Raw genomic sequence first — 14,857 nt, 5'->3', positions numbered from 1 at the left:
TCCAGGGGGCAGCCATGGGACGGCTGCGGTCACCGGTGTACCGGTGCCCCGGGAGCGCAGGGGCTCCAGGTCGGGCAGAGGGGGAGCAGGTGCGGGCCATACGCGGGGCGGGTGCGGCGCGACGTGGGGACCAGGCGCGCCCATGGTTGGCCGGAGTGCTGCGCTGCGGCACCCTGCTCCTGGCGGCGGCGCTGGTGGCGCTGCCGCTGACGGCGGCGCCCTCGGCCTTCGCGGCAACCGGTACGACCACCGGTACGACCACCGGTACGACCAGTGGCACGGTGAGCGCGCAGACGCTGACCCAGGCCGAGGCCGCGCTCCAGCCGGTCCTCAACCAGCTGCACGCCGACTACCAGCAGACCGAGGTCGAGACCCAGAAGTACGACGCCCTCTCGGAGCAGCTGGTCGAGGCGCAGTCCGACGACGACGCCCTCCAGGTCGAGGTGGCCAACAGCCAGTCCCAGGTCAACGACGGGATGACGCTCGCCGCCGAGATCGCCGACGCCCAGTACCGCAACGGCAGCCTGTCGCAGCTCGGTGAGCTGCTGCTGGCCTCCGACCCGGAGCAGGCGGTGCACACCCAGGAGCTGCTGGGGATGGTCGGCCGCTCGCAGGCCGCCTTCCTGACGCAGCTCAAGGCCGACCAGGCGAGCCTGGTCGCCGCCGAGGGCGCCGCCGCCATCGCCAAGCAGCACGCCGCGTCGCTGGTCGCGGCCGAGGGCGTGGCGCGGGCCGCGATCAACAAGCAGCTGGCCGCGGTCGAGAAGCAGGTCTCCACGCTCACCGGCGCGCAGAAGCAGGAGCTGTCGCTGCTGGAGCAGAAGGACGCCAACGCCGCGCAGGTGCAACTGCTGGCCTCCGGCATCCTCGGCAAGGAGAACGCCAAGCCGTCCCAGGCCGGAGCGCAGGCCGTCGCCTTCGCCTTCGCCCAGCTCGGCGCGCCGTACGTGTGGGGCGGCATCGGCCCCTACGGCGCGGGCTTCGACTGCTCCGGGCTCACCTCGCAGGCCTGGCTGAGCGCCGGGGTGGCCATCCCGCGCACCAGCGAGGAGCAGTGGGCGGACCTGCCGCACGTGGCGCTGAACGCGCTGCGCCCGGGCGACCTGATCATCTACTTCTCCGACGCCAGCCACGTCGCCATGTACATCGGCGGCGGCCAGGTGGTCGAGGCACCGCACCCGGGCGCCTTCGTGGACGTGGAGCCGATGGCGGTGAACCCGATCCTGGGCGCGGTCCGGCCCGACCCGGGCAACTCCTCGCTCGGGACCTACACCCCGCCGGTGATACCGCCGTCGGCGACGCTGCCGCAGCCGATCGCGCCGGTCCTGCCGCAGCCCCCGGCGACCAAGCCGCCGGCCACCAAGCCCCCGGTCAAGCCGCCGGTGAAGCCGACGCCGACGCCGAAGCCCACGGTGAGCGGGAAGCCCAGCGCCGGTCCCTCGGGTTCGGCCTCGGCCACGCCGTCGGCGCCGGTCTCGCCGTCCGCCCCGGTCTCGCAGTCGCCGTCGCCGTCGCCGAGCGACTCGGCTTCGGACTCGGCCTCCGACTCCGCTTCGGACTCCGCGTCGGACCCGGCCTCCGCCTCGGCCGCGGTCTCGCAGTCGCCGGCTCAGTGAGCTGAGTCGGCGGCCCCCTCCGGGCCGGAGTCCGGCTCGAAGCGGATGACCACGGACTTGGAGGTCGGGGTGTTGCTGGTGTCGGCCGTGCTGTCGAGCGGCACCAGCACGTTGGTCTCCGGGTAGTAGGCGGCGGCGCAGCCGCGCGTGGTCGGGTAGAGCACCACCCGGAAGTGCGGCGCGCGCCGCTCCACGCCGTCCGTCCACTCGCTCACCAGGTCGGTGTAGCCGCCCTCGGCGAGGCCGTGCTCGGCGGCGTCCTCGGGGTGCAGCAGCACCACCCGGCGGCCGTCCTTGATGCCCCGGTAGCGGTCGTCCAGGCCGTAGATGGTGGTGTTGTACTGGTCGTGCGAGCGCAGCGTCTGCAACAGCAGCCGACCCGGCGGGACCTCCGGCGCGGTGAGCGCGTTGACGCTGAAGTTGGCCTTGCCGGTGCTGGTCGGGAAGGACCGGTTGTCGCGCGGGCCGTGCGGCAGCGCGAAGCCGCCGGGCTGCCGGATCCTGCTGTTGAAGTCCTCGAAGCCGGGGATGACCCGGGCGATCCGGTCCCGGATGTTGCCGTAGTCCGCGCTGAAGTCCTCCCACGGCACCGGGTTCTTCGGGCCGAGGGTGCGCCGGGCCAGGCCGCAGATGATCGCGGTCTCGGAGAGCAGGTCGGCGGCGGGCGGCTTGAGCGCCCCCCGGGAGGCGTGCACCATGCCCATCGAGTCCTCGACGGTGACCTGTTGCGGGCCGCCCGCCCGCCGGTCCAGGTCGGTGCGGCCGAGGGTGGGCAGGATCAGCGCCCGGGCGCCGGTGACCACGTGCGAGCGGTTGAGCTTGGTCGAGACGTGGACGGTGAGTCGGCAGTTGCGCATCGCGTCCTCGGTCACCGGGGTGTCCGGGGTGGCCGCGACGAAGTTGCCGCCCATCGCGAAGAAGACGCTGACCCGGCCGTCGCGCATGGCGCGGATGGTGTCCACCACGTCCAGTCCGTGCTCGCGCGGCGGCTCGAAGCGGAACTCGGTGCCGAGCGCGTCCAGGAAGGCCGCGCTGGGGCGTTCGAAGATCCCCATCGTCCGGTCCCCCTGGACGTTGCTGTGCCCGCGCACCGGGCACACCCCCGCGCCGGGCTTGCCCACATTGCCGCGCAGCAGCAGGAAGTTGACCACCTCGCGGATGGTCGGCACGGAGTGCTTGTGCTGGGTCAGCCCCATCGCCCAGCAGACGATGACCTTCTGCGACTCCAGGACCATCCCGGCCAGATCGCGGATCTGTTCCTCGGGCAGGCCGGTGGCCGCGGCGACGGCGTCCCAGTCGGTGGTCCGGGCGTCGTCGGCGAACTCGGCGAAGCCGTGGCAGTGCTGCTCGATGAAGGCGTGGTCCAGGACCGTGCCCGGGGCCTTGTCCTCGGCCTCCAGCAGCAGCAGGTTCAGCGCCCGGAACAGCGCCAGGTCGCCGCCGAGGCGCACCTGGAGGAACAGGTCGGTGAGCTTGGTCCCGGCGCCGACCAGGCCACGGGCGTTCTGCGGGTTCTTGAACCGCTCCAGCCCCGCCTCCGGCAGCGGATTGACGCTGACGATGCGCGCCCCGGCGCGCTTGGCCCGCTCCAGCGCCGACAGCATCCGGGGGTGGTTGGTGCCCGGGTTCTGCCCGGCGACGATGATCAGGTCGGCCTGGTAGAGGTCCTTGAGGTGGACGCTGCCCTTGCCGATGCCGATGGTCTCGGTCAGCGCCGAGCCGGAGGACTCGTGGCACATGTTGGAGCAGTCCGGCAGGTTGTTGGTACCGAACTGGCGGGCGAACAGCTGGAGCGTGAAGGCCGCCTCGTTGCTGGTCCGCCCGGAGGTGTAGAAGGCGGCGGCGTCCGGCGTGTCCAGCGCCTTCAGCTCGGACGCGACCAGTTGCAGCGCCGCGTCCCAGCCGATCGGGGTGTAGTGGGTGGCGCCCTCGTCCAGCAGCATCGGGGTGGTCAGCCGACCCTGCTGGCCGAGCCAGTAGCCGGAGCGCTCGGCCAGGTCGGCGACCGAGTGCTCGGCGAAGAACGCCGGGCCGACCCGGCGCAGCGTGGCCTCCTCGGCGACCGCCTTCGCGCCGTTCTCGCAGAACTCGGCGGTGTGCGTGTGCTCCGGCTCGGGCCAGGCGCAGCCGGGGCAGTCGAAGCCGTCCGGCTGGTTGAGCTTCAGCAGGGTGCGCACCGAGCGGGCCGCGCCCATCTGCGCGGTGGCGATCTGGGTGGTGTGCAGGAGCGCCGGGAGGCCCGCCGCCGCGTGCTTGGGGGCGGTCACCTCGGGCGCGTCCTGTGCCGGGTCGGTCGCTGGAGCCTGCCTGGCCATGTCTGCTGCACCTCCGGTCGTGCGCGCGGCCGGGCGTCCTTGCCCGGCGCCCGCCTGCTGCGTCTACCCTGCATCCTCGCACTTGGGCGGCGCCACGACGAGGGCCAGTACCGGCAGCAGCCCGTCCGGCCGCTCGGCCACCGGCAGCGGGGCGACCTCGTGGAACGAGCAGCCCAGGGCGAGCGCCCCGCCGTCGTCCGGGCGGTGGTCGCCGACCATCAGCACCTCGGCCGGGGGCAGCCCGAGCCGGTCGCAGGCGGTCCGGAAGATCCGGGGGTCGGGCTTCTGCACGCCCAGCTCGAAGGAGAGCACGAAGGCGTCGACGTGGGTGTCCAGGCCGTTGCGGACGAAGACCGGCCGCAGGTCCCAGCCGATGTTGCTGACCACGGCCACCGGCACGCCGCGCCGCCGGAACTCCTTGAGCACCCGCTCGGTGTCCGGGTACGGACGCCAGGCGTCCGGGGTCAGGTGCCGGTCGTAGAGCCGGGCCGCCAGCGCGTCGACCCGCTCCGGGCCGACGGTCGGCAGCAGCGCCGCGCGGGTCTGCCCGGTGTACGCCGCACGGTGCCGCCCGCTGGTGGTGTCCCGCTGGTCCCAGCCGCTCGGCGGCTGCTCCGGCTGCGGGCCGCCGGGCTGCGCCCCGGCGACGGTCAGCCGCTGGACACAGGCCGCCCGCTCGGCGGGGTCGAGGTCCAGGTCGAGGGTGTCGAACCACTCCGCCACCGACTCGATACGGAAGAGGGTCCCGGAGAAGTCGAACATCACGCCATGGATCATGCGGTCGATCCTGCCGGGGGCCGGGCGGTCGGGGCAAGGCGGGGCGGACGCGCGCGGGTCAGCGGGGCCGGGCTTTGCCGATGCCGGTGCGGGACAAGGGTGTCGGCGGGGTGTCGGCGGGGTTGTCGGTGGGGTTGTCGGCATGGCTTGAGGCGTGGCTTTCGGCGCGGGCGCGGACACTGCGGGCCGGGGCCGGTTCGACTGGTGGACAGCGGGAATACCCGGCGCAAGGTTCGGTTGGTGTGGTGTGGAGCCGCATTCGGCCCGGGTAGCCCTCGGGTGGGCCGCGTACCTCCGCGATCATGGCTTTGCCTAGGTGGATCCGACCTACTTCGTCAGCCCATTCTCTCCGGAGGTCCCTCAGTGAGCAGCAGTCTGGACGATTGGAAGCACTGGCGTGATGACCGTGTGGTGGCGGCCAGGGCCCCGCACGGACCGCTCGCGTTGACCGGTACCCACTGGCTGGCCGACCTGCGCGGCGGCGTCCCGGACGTGCCCGGCCGCTGGGAGCGGCAGGGCGACTGCGTGGTGCTCACCGCGGCCCGGCACGACGGACTGGAAGTGGACGGCGTCGCGCTCGACGGACCGGTGCGACTCTGTCCGGACACCGCCCCGAAGCCCTCCCTGATCACCCACGGCGGACGCCTGCTGGTGCTGATCCTGCGTGAGGGCGAGTACGCGGTGAGGATCTACGACCCGGCCTCGCACGCCCGGGCGGTGTTCGCGGGCATCGACGCCCACCCGTTCGACGAGCGGTGGACCCTCCCGGCGCGGTTCACCCCGTACCCCGGCCCGCGCACGGTCACCGTGCCCAACGCCGACGGCCGCGAGCGCGGGCTGGCGCTGGCCGGGACGGTCGCCTTCACCCTGCCGTCGAACGGCGACGCGGGTGCCGCGGCCGGTACCGCCGCTGCCGCCGGTGCTGCCGCTTCCGCCGCTTCCGCCGCCGAGGAGCGGACGCTACAGGTCAGCCAGGCCGCGGACGGTTCGCTCAGCGCGGTCTTCGCGGACGCCTCCAGCGGGCGGGAGTCGTTCCGGTTCCGCTTCATCTCGCTGCCCGCGCCCGGCCTCGACGGCGCGACCGTGCTCGACCTGAACCGCGCGTACCTGCCGCCCTGCGCCTTCGCCGACCACTTCATCTGCCCCTTCCCGCCGCCGGGCAACCGGCTGGACGCCACCGTCCCGGCGGGGGAGACCCGCATCCTCCAGCACTGAGCGCGGTCGGGGGTCGACGGTCGCCGGTCGGCGGTGGGTGCGGAAAGCAGGGGCAGGACGCCTGCCGACCGGGCAGGATGCGGGCATGAGTGAACCGCAGCGCGCACCGTCCGGCCCCGACTTCCTCAGCAAGCCGACGCTGGTCGGTGACCTGGTCACGCTCCGCTGCGTCACCGCCGACGACCTGCCGGTGCTGCGCGCCCTGTGGGAGGACCCGGAGAGCAGTCGGCTGACCGGGAGCCATCCCAGGCCGAACGCCGACGAGTCCAAGGTGTACGCCTGGTACGCGACCCGGGTCGGGCAGGACGACCGGCTCGACCTCGCCGTGCTCGACAACGCCGACGGCGCGGTGGTCGGCGAGGTCGTGCTGAACGACTGGAGCCCCGCCAACGAGAGCTGCGGCTTCCGGATCGCCCTGGTGCCCGGCCACTACGGCCGGGGCCTGGGGACCGAGGCCACCCGGCTGCTCTGCGGCTACGGCTTCGAGAAGCTGGGCCTGCACCGGATCTCGCTGGAGGTCTACGCCTTCAACCCCCGTGCCCGGCGGGCCTACGAGAAGGCGGGCTTCGTCGCCGAGGGCGTGCTGCGGGACGCGCTGCGCTGGAGGGAGGAACGGGTGGACGCGACGGTGATGTCCATCCTGGCGCCCGAGTGGGAGCGGCACGGCGGGCACCCGGCGACCGCATAGCCGACGCACAGCGTCCGCTGCCGGACCCGGCGGGCCCGCCGTCCGCGTCGTCCGGATACCGGTCCAGGCTGGACGCGACGCTCGGCGGTTGATATACATCGGATCTCTGGCGACGGTGGACGACCGGACCGTCACGATCGCAAAAGGTGGTGATGGACACGTGCGATTCCTGCGCGTAGGGCCCCTCGGGGCGGAACGACCCGTACTGCTGGCCGACGACGAGACGACCGGCTACGACCTCTCGCAGGTCACCCGCGACATCGACGGGCCCTTCCTGGAGCGGCTGCTCGACGGCGCGGGCGCCGAGCTCGCGGAGCAGGCCCGGCAGGGGGTGCTGCCCCGGGTGGAACTGGCCGGGCAGCGGCTCGGCGCCCCCCTGGCCCGGCCGAACAAGGTGGTCTGCGTCGGGCTCAACTACCGCGACCACGCGGCCGAGACCGGCCAGGCGCTGCCCGCCGAACCGGTGCTGTTCATGAAGGCCAGCAACACCGTGGTCGGCCCGGACGACGAGGTGCTGATCCCCAGGAACAGCGCCAAGACCGACTACGAGGTCGAACTGGCCGTGGTCATCGGGCGCACCGCCCGCTACCTGGAGTCCCCGCGGGACGCGGCCTCGGTCATCGCCGGGTACGCGCTCAGCAACGACGTCTCCGAGCGCGAGTTCCAGCTGGAGCGCGGCGGGACCTGGGACAAGGGCAAGTCCTGCGAGACCTTCAACCCGCTCGGCCCCTGGCTGGTCAGCGCGGACGAGATCGCCGACCCGCAGCGGCTGGGGCTGCGGACCAGCGTCAACGGCGAGGTCCGGCAGGACGGCAGCACCGCGAACATGATCTTCGCGGTGGACCACCTGATCTGGTACATCAGCCAGTTCCTGGTGCTGGAGCCGGGCGACGTGGTCAACACCGGCACCCCGGCCGGGGTCGCCATGGGCCTGCCCGGGACGCCCTACCTGCGACCCGGCGACGTGGTGGAGCTGGAGATCGACGGGCTCGGCCGGCAGCGGCAGGTGCTCGGCAAGGCCTGACCGCCTGACCGCCTGAACGGCGGCTCGGATGCTCTCCGCATCCGGGCCGCCGTTTCTGCTACTGGAGGATTCACCAAAGCGGAGGATACATCCGATGTATCGTTCCGTCAGCTGGGTGACTGACCGGTAACCGCTTCACCCGTGACCGACTGGTCGGCGGCACTCGCCTCGCTGGCGTCCAGCAGCAGCCCGCCCAGCCGGGCGACCAGCTGCGCGCCCGGACCGCTCCCGGCGAAGGACGCGAACATCTGCTTGAGCACCCGCTCGGTCTGCGGGTCGTGCAGGGCCGCCGCCGCGAACATCACCACGAACTCGTCCACCAGCCAGTCCCGCAGCTCGGCGGCGGTCCCCACGCCCACCCGGACCGGTCCACCGGCCTCGCCGACCGCGTCCGCGCCGGGCGGCGCCTCCCGGCGGCTGTCGTCCAGCCAGGTCAGCGCCGTCACCTCGACCACCGATATCCACGACCGCACCAGCAGCGTCAGCCGGGGGCCCGGGCGCTCGACGCCCAACTGGTCGATGATGCTGCGGTAGGCGGCCCGGCGCACCTCGTCGACGATCGCGGTGGTCCGCTCGTTCTCGGCGACCGAACCGCCGCGCAGCAGCGCGCCGTACCCGGCGGCGTGCTCACCGACGAAGGCGAAGTAGCGGTCCAGGACATGGCCGAGCCGCTCGGTCGGGGTGCCGCGCACCGGCTCCACGAACCGCGAGGCCAGCTCCTCGGCCGCGGTGCGCAGCGCGGCCTCGTACAACTGCTGCTTGCCGCCCGGGAAGTAGCGGTAGACCAGCGGGCGGGAGGCCTCCGCCGCGGCGGCCACGTCGTCGAGCGAGACCTCCTCCGGCGCGTGCCTGCTGAAGAGCTCCAGCGCGACCGCGATCAGCTGCTCCCGCCGCTGCTCCACCGGCAGCCGCCGGTACGGGCCGCGGCGCGCTCTCGGCGCGCGGGCGGCGGGCACCGGCTCGGCGGCCGAGGATGCGGCGGGCACGGGATCTGCGGTACGGGCGTCCATGCGCCCACCCTACGTGCCGGTTGTTTCGTCTTCCGCCCCCGGCCGGAGAGTCATCGCAGGTCGGAGCTCGGCAGAGGCCGCCGGGCGGTCCAGCGGGGGAGCCCTCGCCGCGGGCCCGGGCTCACAACAGCCCGGAGCGGCGCCAGGCGGCGCGGTCCAGGGCGCTGTGGATGACGCCGATCTCCTCCAGGAAGCCGGTCAGCTTCTCCGCCGACCAGCGCATGGTCTCCTGGCGGTGCCGGCTCTTCCGGGCCTGTCGCACCGCCTCCTCCACGTCCAGGCCGACCGAGGCGTAGACCGCCGGACTGATCAGCGCCCGGGCGATCACCACCGACGCCTCGCCGGAGATGGTCCGGGTCAACTGCCTTTCCCAGGCAGGGCAGTTGGCCATCTGCCGACGCAACTCCTCGCGCGCGTAACGGACGTGCCTGGCCTCCTCCACCACGTGGATCCGGGTGATGCCCTGGATCAGCGGCTGGATCGACGGGTCGGGGAAGGTCAGCCGCTGGAAGCGGTCCAGGATCTCCTCGACCAGCAGCGTCGCGGTGAACGCGCCGGGGGTGGTGGCGGTGGTCTTCAGGATCCGGCCGAGGAAGCGGGTGACCGACCCGGGGCCGTAGTACGGCGTGCCCAGCTTGGTCACCGAGCGGGCGAACATCCGCGAGTGGCGGCACTCGTCGGCCATCTCGGTGAGCGCGTAGGTGACATGGCTGCTGCGCGGGTCGAGGTCGTAGATGTGCCGGGTGAGCAGCTGCATCAGGATGATCTCGAACCACACCCCGGCCGAGGCCATGCTGGCGAACTCGTGCTTGGAGAGCTCGATCCGCTGCTCCTCGCTCATCCGCTTCCAGATGGGGGTGTCGTAGAGGGAGACGATCCGCTCCGGCACGTACCACTTGCCGGGCTCCATCGGGGCATCCCAGTCCAACTCCGTGTCGGGGTCGTGGGAATGCTTCGCCGAGGCCTCAAGCAGCCGGTCGGCCACCTGCTCACGGTCCTTCAACAACGTTGTCCCGCTCTGCTCCGCCACGTGCCCGTCCTCCTTCGGTCGCCGGGTACCGCCAGTGCGCGCGCACGACACTGCCCGCTCTTATGAGACTCCATGTCAGCAAGGACGTCAATCCCCTGCCGCACAACGCTCCTGGCTCTTGGCCGGGAGAAGGGCGAGTCGGGTCGGGGGCGGTTTCGGCCGAGCCGCAGAATGGGGGCATGACGACGGCAGACCAGACAGATCCCGACGGCCCGACAGGCTCGGCGGGACTGGCCGACCGGGAGCCGCCGCAGCTGCCGACGAGCGGGTCTTCGAGCGGCTCGGCGAGCGTGTCGGCGAGCGGCTCGGCGAGCGGGTCGCCAGGCGGGTCGACGGCCCTGCCGCATCCCGATCCGCACCCGGGCCGGAACCGGGCGCTGCGCGCCGCCACCGCCGTCGGCCGCTATCTGCGGGCCGCCCCCGGCACCTACATCTGGCTGCTCATCCTCGGCGCCAACACCTTCGCGCTGGTCCGGATGTCACCCCGGTTCCGCAAGTACTTCCTGATCACCCACAGCACCAACCTGTCCGAGCTGAGCCACCACCCGATCAAGGTCCTGATCGCCAGCGCCCTGTGGACCGAGACGCCGAGCTTCCTCTTCTGGTTCGTGGTCTTCAACCTGTTCAGCGTGCCGGTGGAACGCTGGCTGGGCACCCTGCGCTGGCTGGGCGTGGTCGCCCTGGCACACATCCTCGCCACACTGGTCAGCGAGGGCGCGGTGGCCTACCTGATCGACGCCGGGGACCTCCCCTACCGGACCAAGCACACCATCGACATCGGCGTCAGCTACGCCGTGTCCGGCGCCGTCGGCGTGCTCACCTGGTACTTCGCCCGGCCGCTGCGCTGGTACTACCTCGGCGCGGCCACTGCCTTCTACCTGCTGCTGCTGGGCCTCGGCTGGAACTTCACCAACCTCGGCCACCTGACGGCGTTCCTGATCGGCGTCGCCAGTTATCCGCTCACCATCGGCGTCCGCGGCGGTAACTGGCGACCGAGTGGAACGCTCCTGAAAAGACCTGCATCCTGGCTCCATCGGTAGGACAGGATGATCCCCATGGCCGACACAAATCCCGCACGCACCCCACGACAGATCGCCGACGCCTACCTCGACGCCCTCGTCGCCCACGACCCGGACCTGGCCGTGAGCTTCGGTCTCAATCTGGACGACGACAGCCAGCCCGACCTCTCCCCGGAGGGTTTCGAGGCCACCGCCGCGCTGGCCCGGCAAGCCCTGACCGACCTCCATGCGGTCACCGGCGGCGCCGAACCGGCCGACCCCGCCGAGGCGGCCTGCGCCCGACTGCTCCGCGAACGCCTCACCGCCCAACTCGCCTGCCACGAGGCCGGGGACCACCTGCGCGCACTCAGCAACATCGCCTCCCCCGTCCACCGGGTCCGCTCGATCTTCACCATCATGCCCACCGCCACTGACAACGACTGGGCCGTGGTCGCCGGGCGGCTGCGCAACGTCGGGGGAGCCCTCCAGGGCTACCGCCGGACGCTGGCCGAGGGCGTCCGCCGCGGCCTGTTCTCCGGCCCCCGGCAGGTCAGAACCGTCGCCGAACAGGTCGGCAGCTGGGCCGGAACGGACGCCAAGCCGGGCTGGTTCGCCCAGTTCGCCGCCAAGGGGCCGGACGCCCTGCGCCCGGAACTCGACGCCGCCGCCGAGCAGGCCGCCGCGGCCGCCGCCGAGTTCCGCGACTGGCTGCGGAACGACTACGGCCCCGCCGCCGAGGCCGCCGGCGCCTCCGACATCGCCGGACGCGAGCTCTACCTGCGCAGCGCCCGCCTGAACACCGGCGCCGACCTGGACCTGGACGAGGCGTACCAGTGGGCCTGGGGCGAGTTCGCCCGGCTCGAAGGCGAGATCCGCCAGGTCGCGGCGCAGGTGCTGCCCGGGGCGACCCCGCTGGAGGTGATGGCCCACCTGGACGAGCACGGCCACAAGGTCAAGGGCGCCGAAGGCATCCGGGCCTGGCTCCAGCAGGTGATGGACCAGGCGATCGAGGCCCTCGACGGCACCCACTTCGACCTGGAGGGCCCGCTGCGCGAGGTCGAGGCGATGATCGCGCCCGAGGGCAGCGCCGCCGCGCCCTACTACACCCAGCCCAGCCTGGACTTCAGCCGCTCCGGCCGGACCTGGCTGCCGACCCTCGGCCGGGAGGAGTTCCCGACCTGGCAGATCGTCAGCACCTGGTACCACGAGGGCGTCCCCGGACACCACCTGCACCTCGCCCAGCGGATGCGCTGCGCCGAGCAGCTGTCCCGCTACCAGACCACCGTCGGCGGCGTCAGCGCCGAGATCGAGGGCTGGGCCCTGTACGCCGAACGGCTCATGGACGAACTGGGCTTCTTCACCGACCCGGCCAACCGGCTGGGCTTCCTGGACGAGCAGATGCTGCGCACCATCCGGGTCATCATCGACATCGGCATGCACCTGGAGCTGGAGATCCCGGCGGAATCCCCGTTCCGCCCGGGTGAGCGCTGGACGCCGGAGCTGGCCGACGAGTTCTTCGCGGCCTACAGCGGCAGCCCCACCGAACTCCGGGAGAGCGAGATCATCCGCTACCTGGGCTGGCCCGGCCAGGCCATCGGCTACAAGCTCGGCGAGCGCGCCTGGCTGCGCGGCCGGGCCGAGGCCCGGGCGGCGCACGGCGCCGACTTCGACCTCAAGGCCTGGCACATGAAGGCCCTGTCGCAGGGCGCCTGCGGCCTCGACGAGCTGACCGCGCGGCTCGCCGCGCTCTAGCCGGAGGGGCGGGGACGGCCGCGACCGGCCCCGCTCTCTCTGCCCCCCGCTCTCTCTGCCCCCGCTCGATCCCGCCGCCGCTGCTCAGCCCGCCGCTGCTCAGCCCGCCGCTGCTCAGCCCGCCGCTGCTCAGCCCGCCGAGCCGGACAGGGCGAGCTGCACCAGCCGGACGACCACCAGCACCGTCGCCGCCAGCAGGTACGACCGCAGCACCGCCATGCCGACCCGGTGCCCGGTGGCGAACACCGGCCGGGTCAGCGTCTCCAGCGGCGGCATCCGCCAGTCCTCCTTGCCGGTCCGGTCGATCGGCTCGGCCGCCTGCCCGCGCTGCTGCCACAGCCGCAGCCCGGCCAGCAGCAGCCCGACCACCCCGGACGCCCCCAGGATGTCGAAGATCGCTCCGGCGCTGATGTTCGGCCAGATCACCGACGCGGTCAGGATCAGCGACAGCGCCACCAGCACCCCCACCACCAGCGCGGTGAAGGCGTTCGTCCGGCGGCCGTTGGCCCAGGGGCCCAGCACGTCGCGGTCGTTGCACAGCATCAGCAGGTACACCGAGGCCGACGGCAGCAGCACCCCGGCGAGGGCCTGCACGCCCATGGTCAGCAGCCCCAGCGGCGAGCCCGGGATCAGCACGATCACCGCGGCCACCAGCACCAGTCCGGCGTACACCGCGTAGAAGCCGCGCGCCCCCTCCACGCCCCGGTGCAGCGAGTGCTTGATGCCGAAGACGTCGCCGATGGCGTACGCGGTGGAGAGCGAGACGGCGAAGGCGCCGATGATCGAGGCGTCCAGCAGCGCGATCGCGAACAGCACCCCGGCGAGCTTGCCCGAGTGGGCGGCGATGCCGTGGGCGAGCCCGGCGGCGTCGGTGAAGTGGCCGAAGTCCCTGGTCCCGCTGAAGGCGGCGGTGGAGATGCCCATGACCGCCGCCGCACCGATGACCACGATCACGATGCCGAGCCACAGGTCGGCCTTCTCGTACTTCATGAAGCGCGGGGTGATCCGCTTGTCGATCACGTACGACTGCTGGAAGAACAGCTGCCAGGGCGCCACGGTGGTGCCCACGATGCTGATCACCAGCAGCATCACCGTGGCCAACTGGCCACTGCCGCCCGGCAGGTCGGGCACCACGAAGGCGCGGGCCATGCCGGAGGAGGCCGGGTGGATCATGAAGTAGAGCGGGACCAGCAGCAGCGAGCCGAAGCACAGTGCCATCGCGATCCGCTCGAACCGCTGGAAGGAGCCGGTGAACGCGGAGGCGATGATGATCGCCGCCGCGAGCAGCACCGACGGGATCTTCGGCAGCCCCAGGTAGCCGGTGGCCAGGGTGATCCCGATGAACTCGGTGACCAGCGTCAGCGCGTTCAACAGCAGCAGGTCGATGACCGAGAACGCGCCCCAGAACCTGCCGAAGCGGCTGAAGATCAGCCGGGCGTGGCCGACCCCGGTCACCGCGCCCAGGCGCAGCACCATCTCCTGGTTCACGTACAGAACCGGGACCAGCAGCAGCAGCGTCCACACCAGGTGGGTGCCGTAGTTCTGACCGGCCTGGCCGTAGGTGGCGAAGGCCCCCGCGTCGTTGTCGCCGACCATGACGATCAGGCCCGGGCCGACGATCGCCAGCAGCGTCCGGAGCTTGGCGGACAGGCCGCGCGGCGTGTGGTCGTCGAGGCGGATGGTGCCGAAGGCGCCGTGGATGTCGCCGAGGTGCGCCTCGTCGAGTACGGCGGATCGGTTCGCCGGCGCGGGCTGCGGCTGCGCCGCGCCGGGCAGCGCGGTGACGGGAAGTGAGGTGGTCAGCGTGGTCTCGGACATGACGAGCCTCCCGGCCCCCGGGCAGGGGGTGGTCGGGACACGGGGCAGCCAACAGGCCCTGCGCGCAGGCAGGAGCGGACAGTCGAGCGCGCCACGACGCAGGGGGGCCGCTCGGTGGAGTGCTGTCCGGAGAAGGTGGTTACCGCGTGCCGGAAAGGAACGGGGACAGGCGGAAGTGGGGCCTATGGTGGCCCGGACTACTGCTGTCGCAGTCCATCGACTTCGCCTCCTCCCGGCCGGGACGCTGTCAGCGTCAGCGGACTCGCAAGGAGCGGACCGGGCCACCGACCCCGACGGGCCGTTCCCGGTACACCCCAACTCGTCAGAGCTTTGGCACTCCACGGCGTGATCCCCCGTTAGGGGGAAGCCACTTGGGATCACCCCTTAGGTCGGGGAGATCTGTCCTGATCCGGAGCGTCTCTCGACGGGTGGGATCAGTGGCCTGTGTCCGTGAAGACGCCTCACCGAACGAGGTGCCAGACACAATATAAGAACGACGTTAGTATAGCCCCAGTCGCAGACGCTTCGCGCCCACTTTCCGAAAGCGCCCTGGAAGCACCCTCCGGGCCTCCGGTGAGTCCCCTGGGAAGTCCCGGTGAGTGTCCGGGGAAGAC

The 14,857-nt window shown here is 72.2% G+C and carries 11 protein-coding genes and 1 riboswitch; of the genes, 6 read left to right on the top strand and 5 right to left on the bottom strand.

Annotated elements, in window-relative coordinates:
• Positions 1–155 precede the first annotated feature (155 nt).
• Complete coding sequence (locus GXP74_RS34160) at positions 156–1,616, top strand: C40 family peptidase (RefSeq protein WP_225448725.1); 1,461 nt, start codon at positions 156–158, stop codon at positions 1,614–1,616.
• Here the strand turns inward: GXP74_RS34160 and GXP74_RS34155 are convergent.
• Both GXP74_RS34155 and GXP74_RS34150 read right to left on the bottom strand, forming a co-directional pair.
• The gene (locus GXP74_RS34155) at positions 1,610–3,931 is read right to left on the bottom strand and encodes an FdhF/YdeP family oxidoreductase (protein ID WP_182455117.1); all 2,322 of its coding nucleotides are present in this window, start codon (positions 3,929–3,931) and stop codon (positions 1,610–1,612) included. The genes GXP74_RS34160 and GXP74_RS34155 overlap by 7 nt on opposite strands.
• Positions 3,932–3,994: 63 nt before the next feature.
• A complete protein-coding gene (locus GXP74_RS34150) occupies positions 3,995–4,708 on the bottom strand; it encodes an HAD family hydrolase (protein WP_182455116.1) in 714 nt (237 codons plus the stop codon).
• A 363-nt stretch (positions 4,709–5,071) separates the two neighbouring features.
• Between GXP74_RS34150 and GXP74_RS34145 the strand changes: the two genes are divergently transcribed.
• The 3 genes from GXP74_RS34145 (at position 5,072) to GXP74_RS34135 (ending at position 7,635) form a co-directional block, all read left to right on the top strand.
• Entirely contained in the window at positions 5,072–5,923 is an 852-nt protein-coding gene (locus GXP74_RS34145; protein ID WP_225448387.1) for a DUF1684 domain-containing protein, read from the top strand.
• 85 nt (positions 5,924–6,008) lie between these two features.
• Entirely contained in the window at positions 6,009–6,611 is a 603-nt protein-coding gene (locus tag GXP74_RS34140) for a GNAT family N-acetyltransferase (protein ID WP_182455114.1), read from the top strand.
• A 160-nt stretch (positions 6,612–6,771) separates the two neighbouring features.
• Positions 6,772–7,635 carry a fumarylacetoacetate hydrolase family protein gene (locus tag GXP74_RS34135; RefSeq protein WP_182455113.1) on the top strand — a complete coding sequence of 288 codons (864 nt, stop codon included), beginning with the start codon at positions 6,772–6,774 and terminating at the stop codon, positions 7,633–7,635.
• Between the two features lie 107 nt (positions 7,636–7,742).
• On the opposite strand, the gene GXP74_RS34130 is transcribed toward GXP74_RS34135, so the two are convergent.
• Positions 7,743–8,645 carry a TetR/AcrR family transcriptional regulator gene (locus GXP74_RS34130; protein WP_182455112.1) on the bottom strand — a complete coding sequence of 301 codons (903 nt, stop codon included), beginning with the start codon at positions 8,643–8,645 and terminating at the stop codon, positions 7,743–7,745.
• Between the two features lie 121 nt (positions 8,646–8,766).
• Positions 8,767–9,675, bottom strand: a complete 909-nt coding sequence (locus GXP74_RS34125; RefSeq protein WP_225448386.1) for a diiron oxygenase — start codon at positions 9,673–9,675, stop codon at positions 8,767–8,769.
• Between the two features lie 179 nt (positions 9,676–9,854).
• On the opposite strand from GXP74_RS34125, the gene GXP74_RS34120 reads away from it, so the two are divergent.
• Positions 9,855–10,715 (top strand): rhomboid-like protein, encoded by an 861-nt coding sequence (locus GXP74_RS34120; RefSeq protein ID WP_182455111.1) that lies wholly within the window; start codon positions 9,855–9,857, stop codon positions 10,713–10,715.
• Between the two features lie 15 nt (positions 10,716–10,730).
• Positions 10,731–12,425, top strand: coding sequence for a DUF885 domain-containing protein (locus tag GXP74_RS34115; RefSeq protein ID WP_182455110.1), 1,695 nt, complete (start codon positions 10,731–10,733; stop codon positions 12,423–12,425).
• Between the two features lie 129 nt (positions 12,426–12,554).
• On the opposite strand, the gene GXP74_RS34110 is transcribed toward GXP74_RS34115, so the two are convergent.
• Positions 12,555–14,243 (bottom strand): NRAMP family divalent metal transporter, encoded by a 1,689-nt coding sequence (locus GXP74_RS34110; protein ID WP_182455109.1) that lies wholly within the window; start codon positions 14,241–14,243, stop codon positions 12,555–12,557.
• A gap of 306 nt (positions 14,244–14,549) precedes the next feature.
• Positions 14,550–14,723, bottom strand: a riboswitch (M-box (ykoK) riboswitch).
• Between the last annotated feature and the right edge of the window lie 134 nt (positions 14,724–14,857).

It is taken from the genome of Streptacidiphilus sp. P02-A3a, from assembly GCF_014084105.1.
Taxonomy (GTDB): Bacteria; Actinomycetota; Actinomycetes; order Streptomycetales; family Streptomycetaceae; genus Streptacidiphilus.
The sequence above is the reverse complement of the archived record's forward strand: the minus strand, read 5'-3'. Positions and strand labels throughout refer to the sequence as shown.

Bases quoted from the DNA above. Each gene is read 5' to 3' on its own strand.
- GXP74_RS34155 (WP_182455117.1), bottom strand. From the start codon at position 3,931: ATGGCCAGGCAGGCTCCAGCGACCGACCCGGCACAGGACGCGCCCGAG.
- GXP74_RS34140 (WP_182455114.1), top strand. From the start codon at position 6,009: ATGAGTGAACCGCAGCGCGCACCGTCCGGCCCCGACTTCCTCAGCAAG.
- GXP74_RS34120 (WP_182455111.1), top strand. From the start codon at position 9,855: ATGACGACGGCAGACCAGACAGATCCCGACGGCCCGACAGGCTCGGCG.
- GXP74_RS34150 (WP_182455116.1), bottom strand. From the start codon at position 4,708: ATGATCCATGGCGTGATGTTCGACTTCTCCGGGACCCTCTTCCGTATC.
- GXP74_RS34130 (WP_182455112.1), bottom strand. From the start codon at position 8,645: ATGGACGCCCGTACCGCAGATCCCGTGCCCGCCGCATCCTCGGCCGCC.
- GXP74_RS34115 (WP_182455110.1), top strand. From the start codon at position 10,731: ATGGCCGACACAAATCCCGCACGCACCCCACGACAGATCGCCGACGCC.
- GXP74_RS34110 (WP_182455109.1), bottom strand. From the start codon at position 14,243: ATGTCCGAGACCACGCTGACCACCTCACTTCCCGTCACCGCGCTGCCC.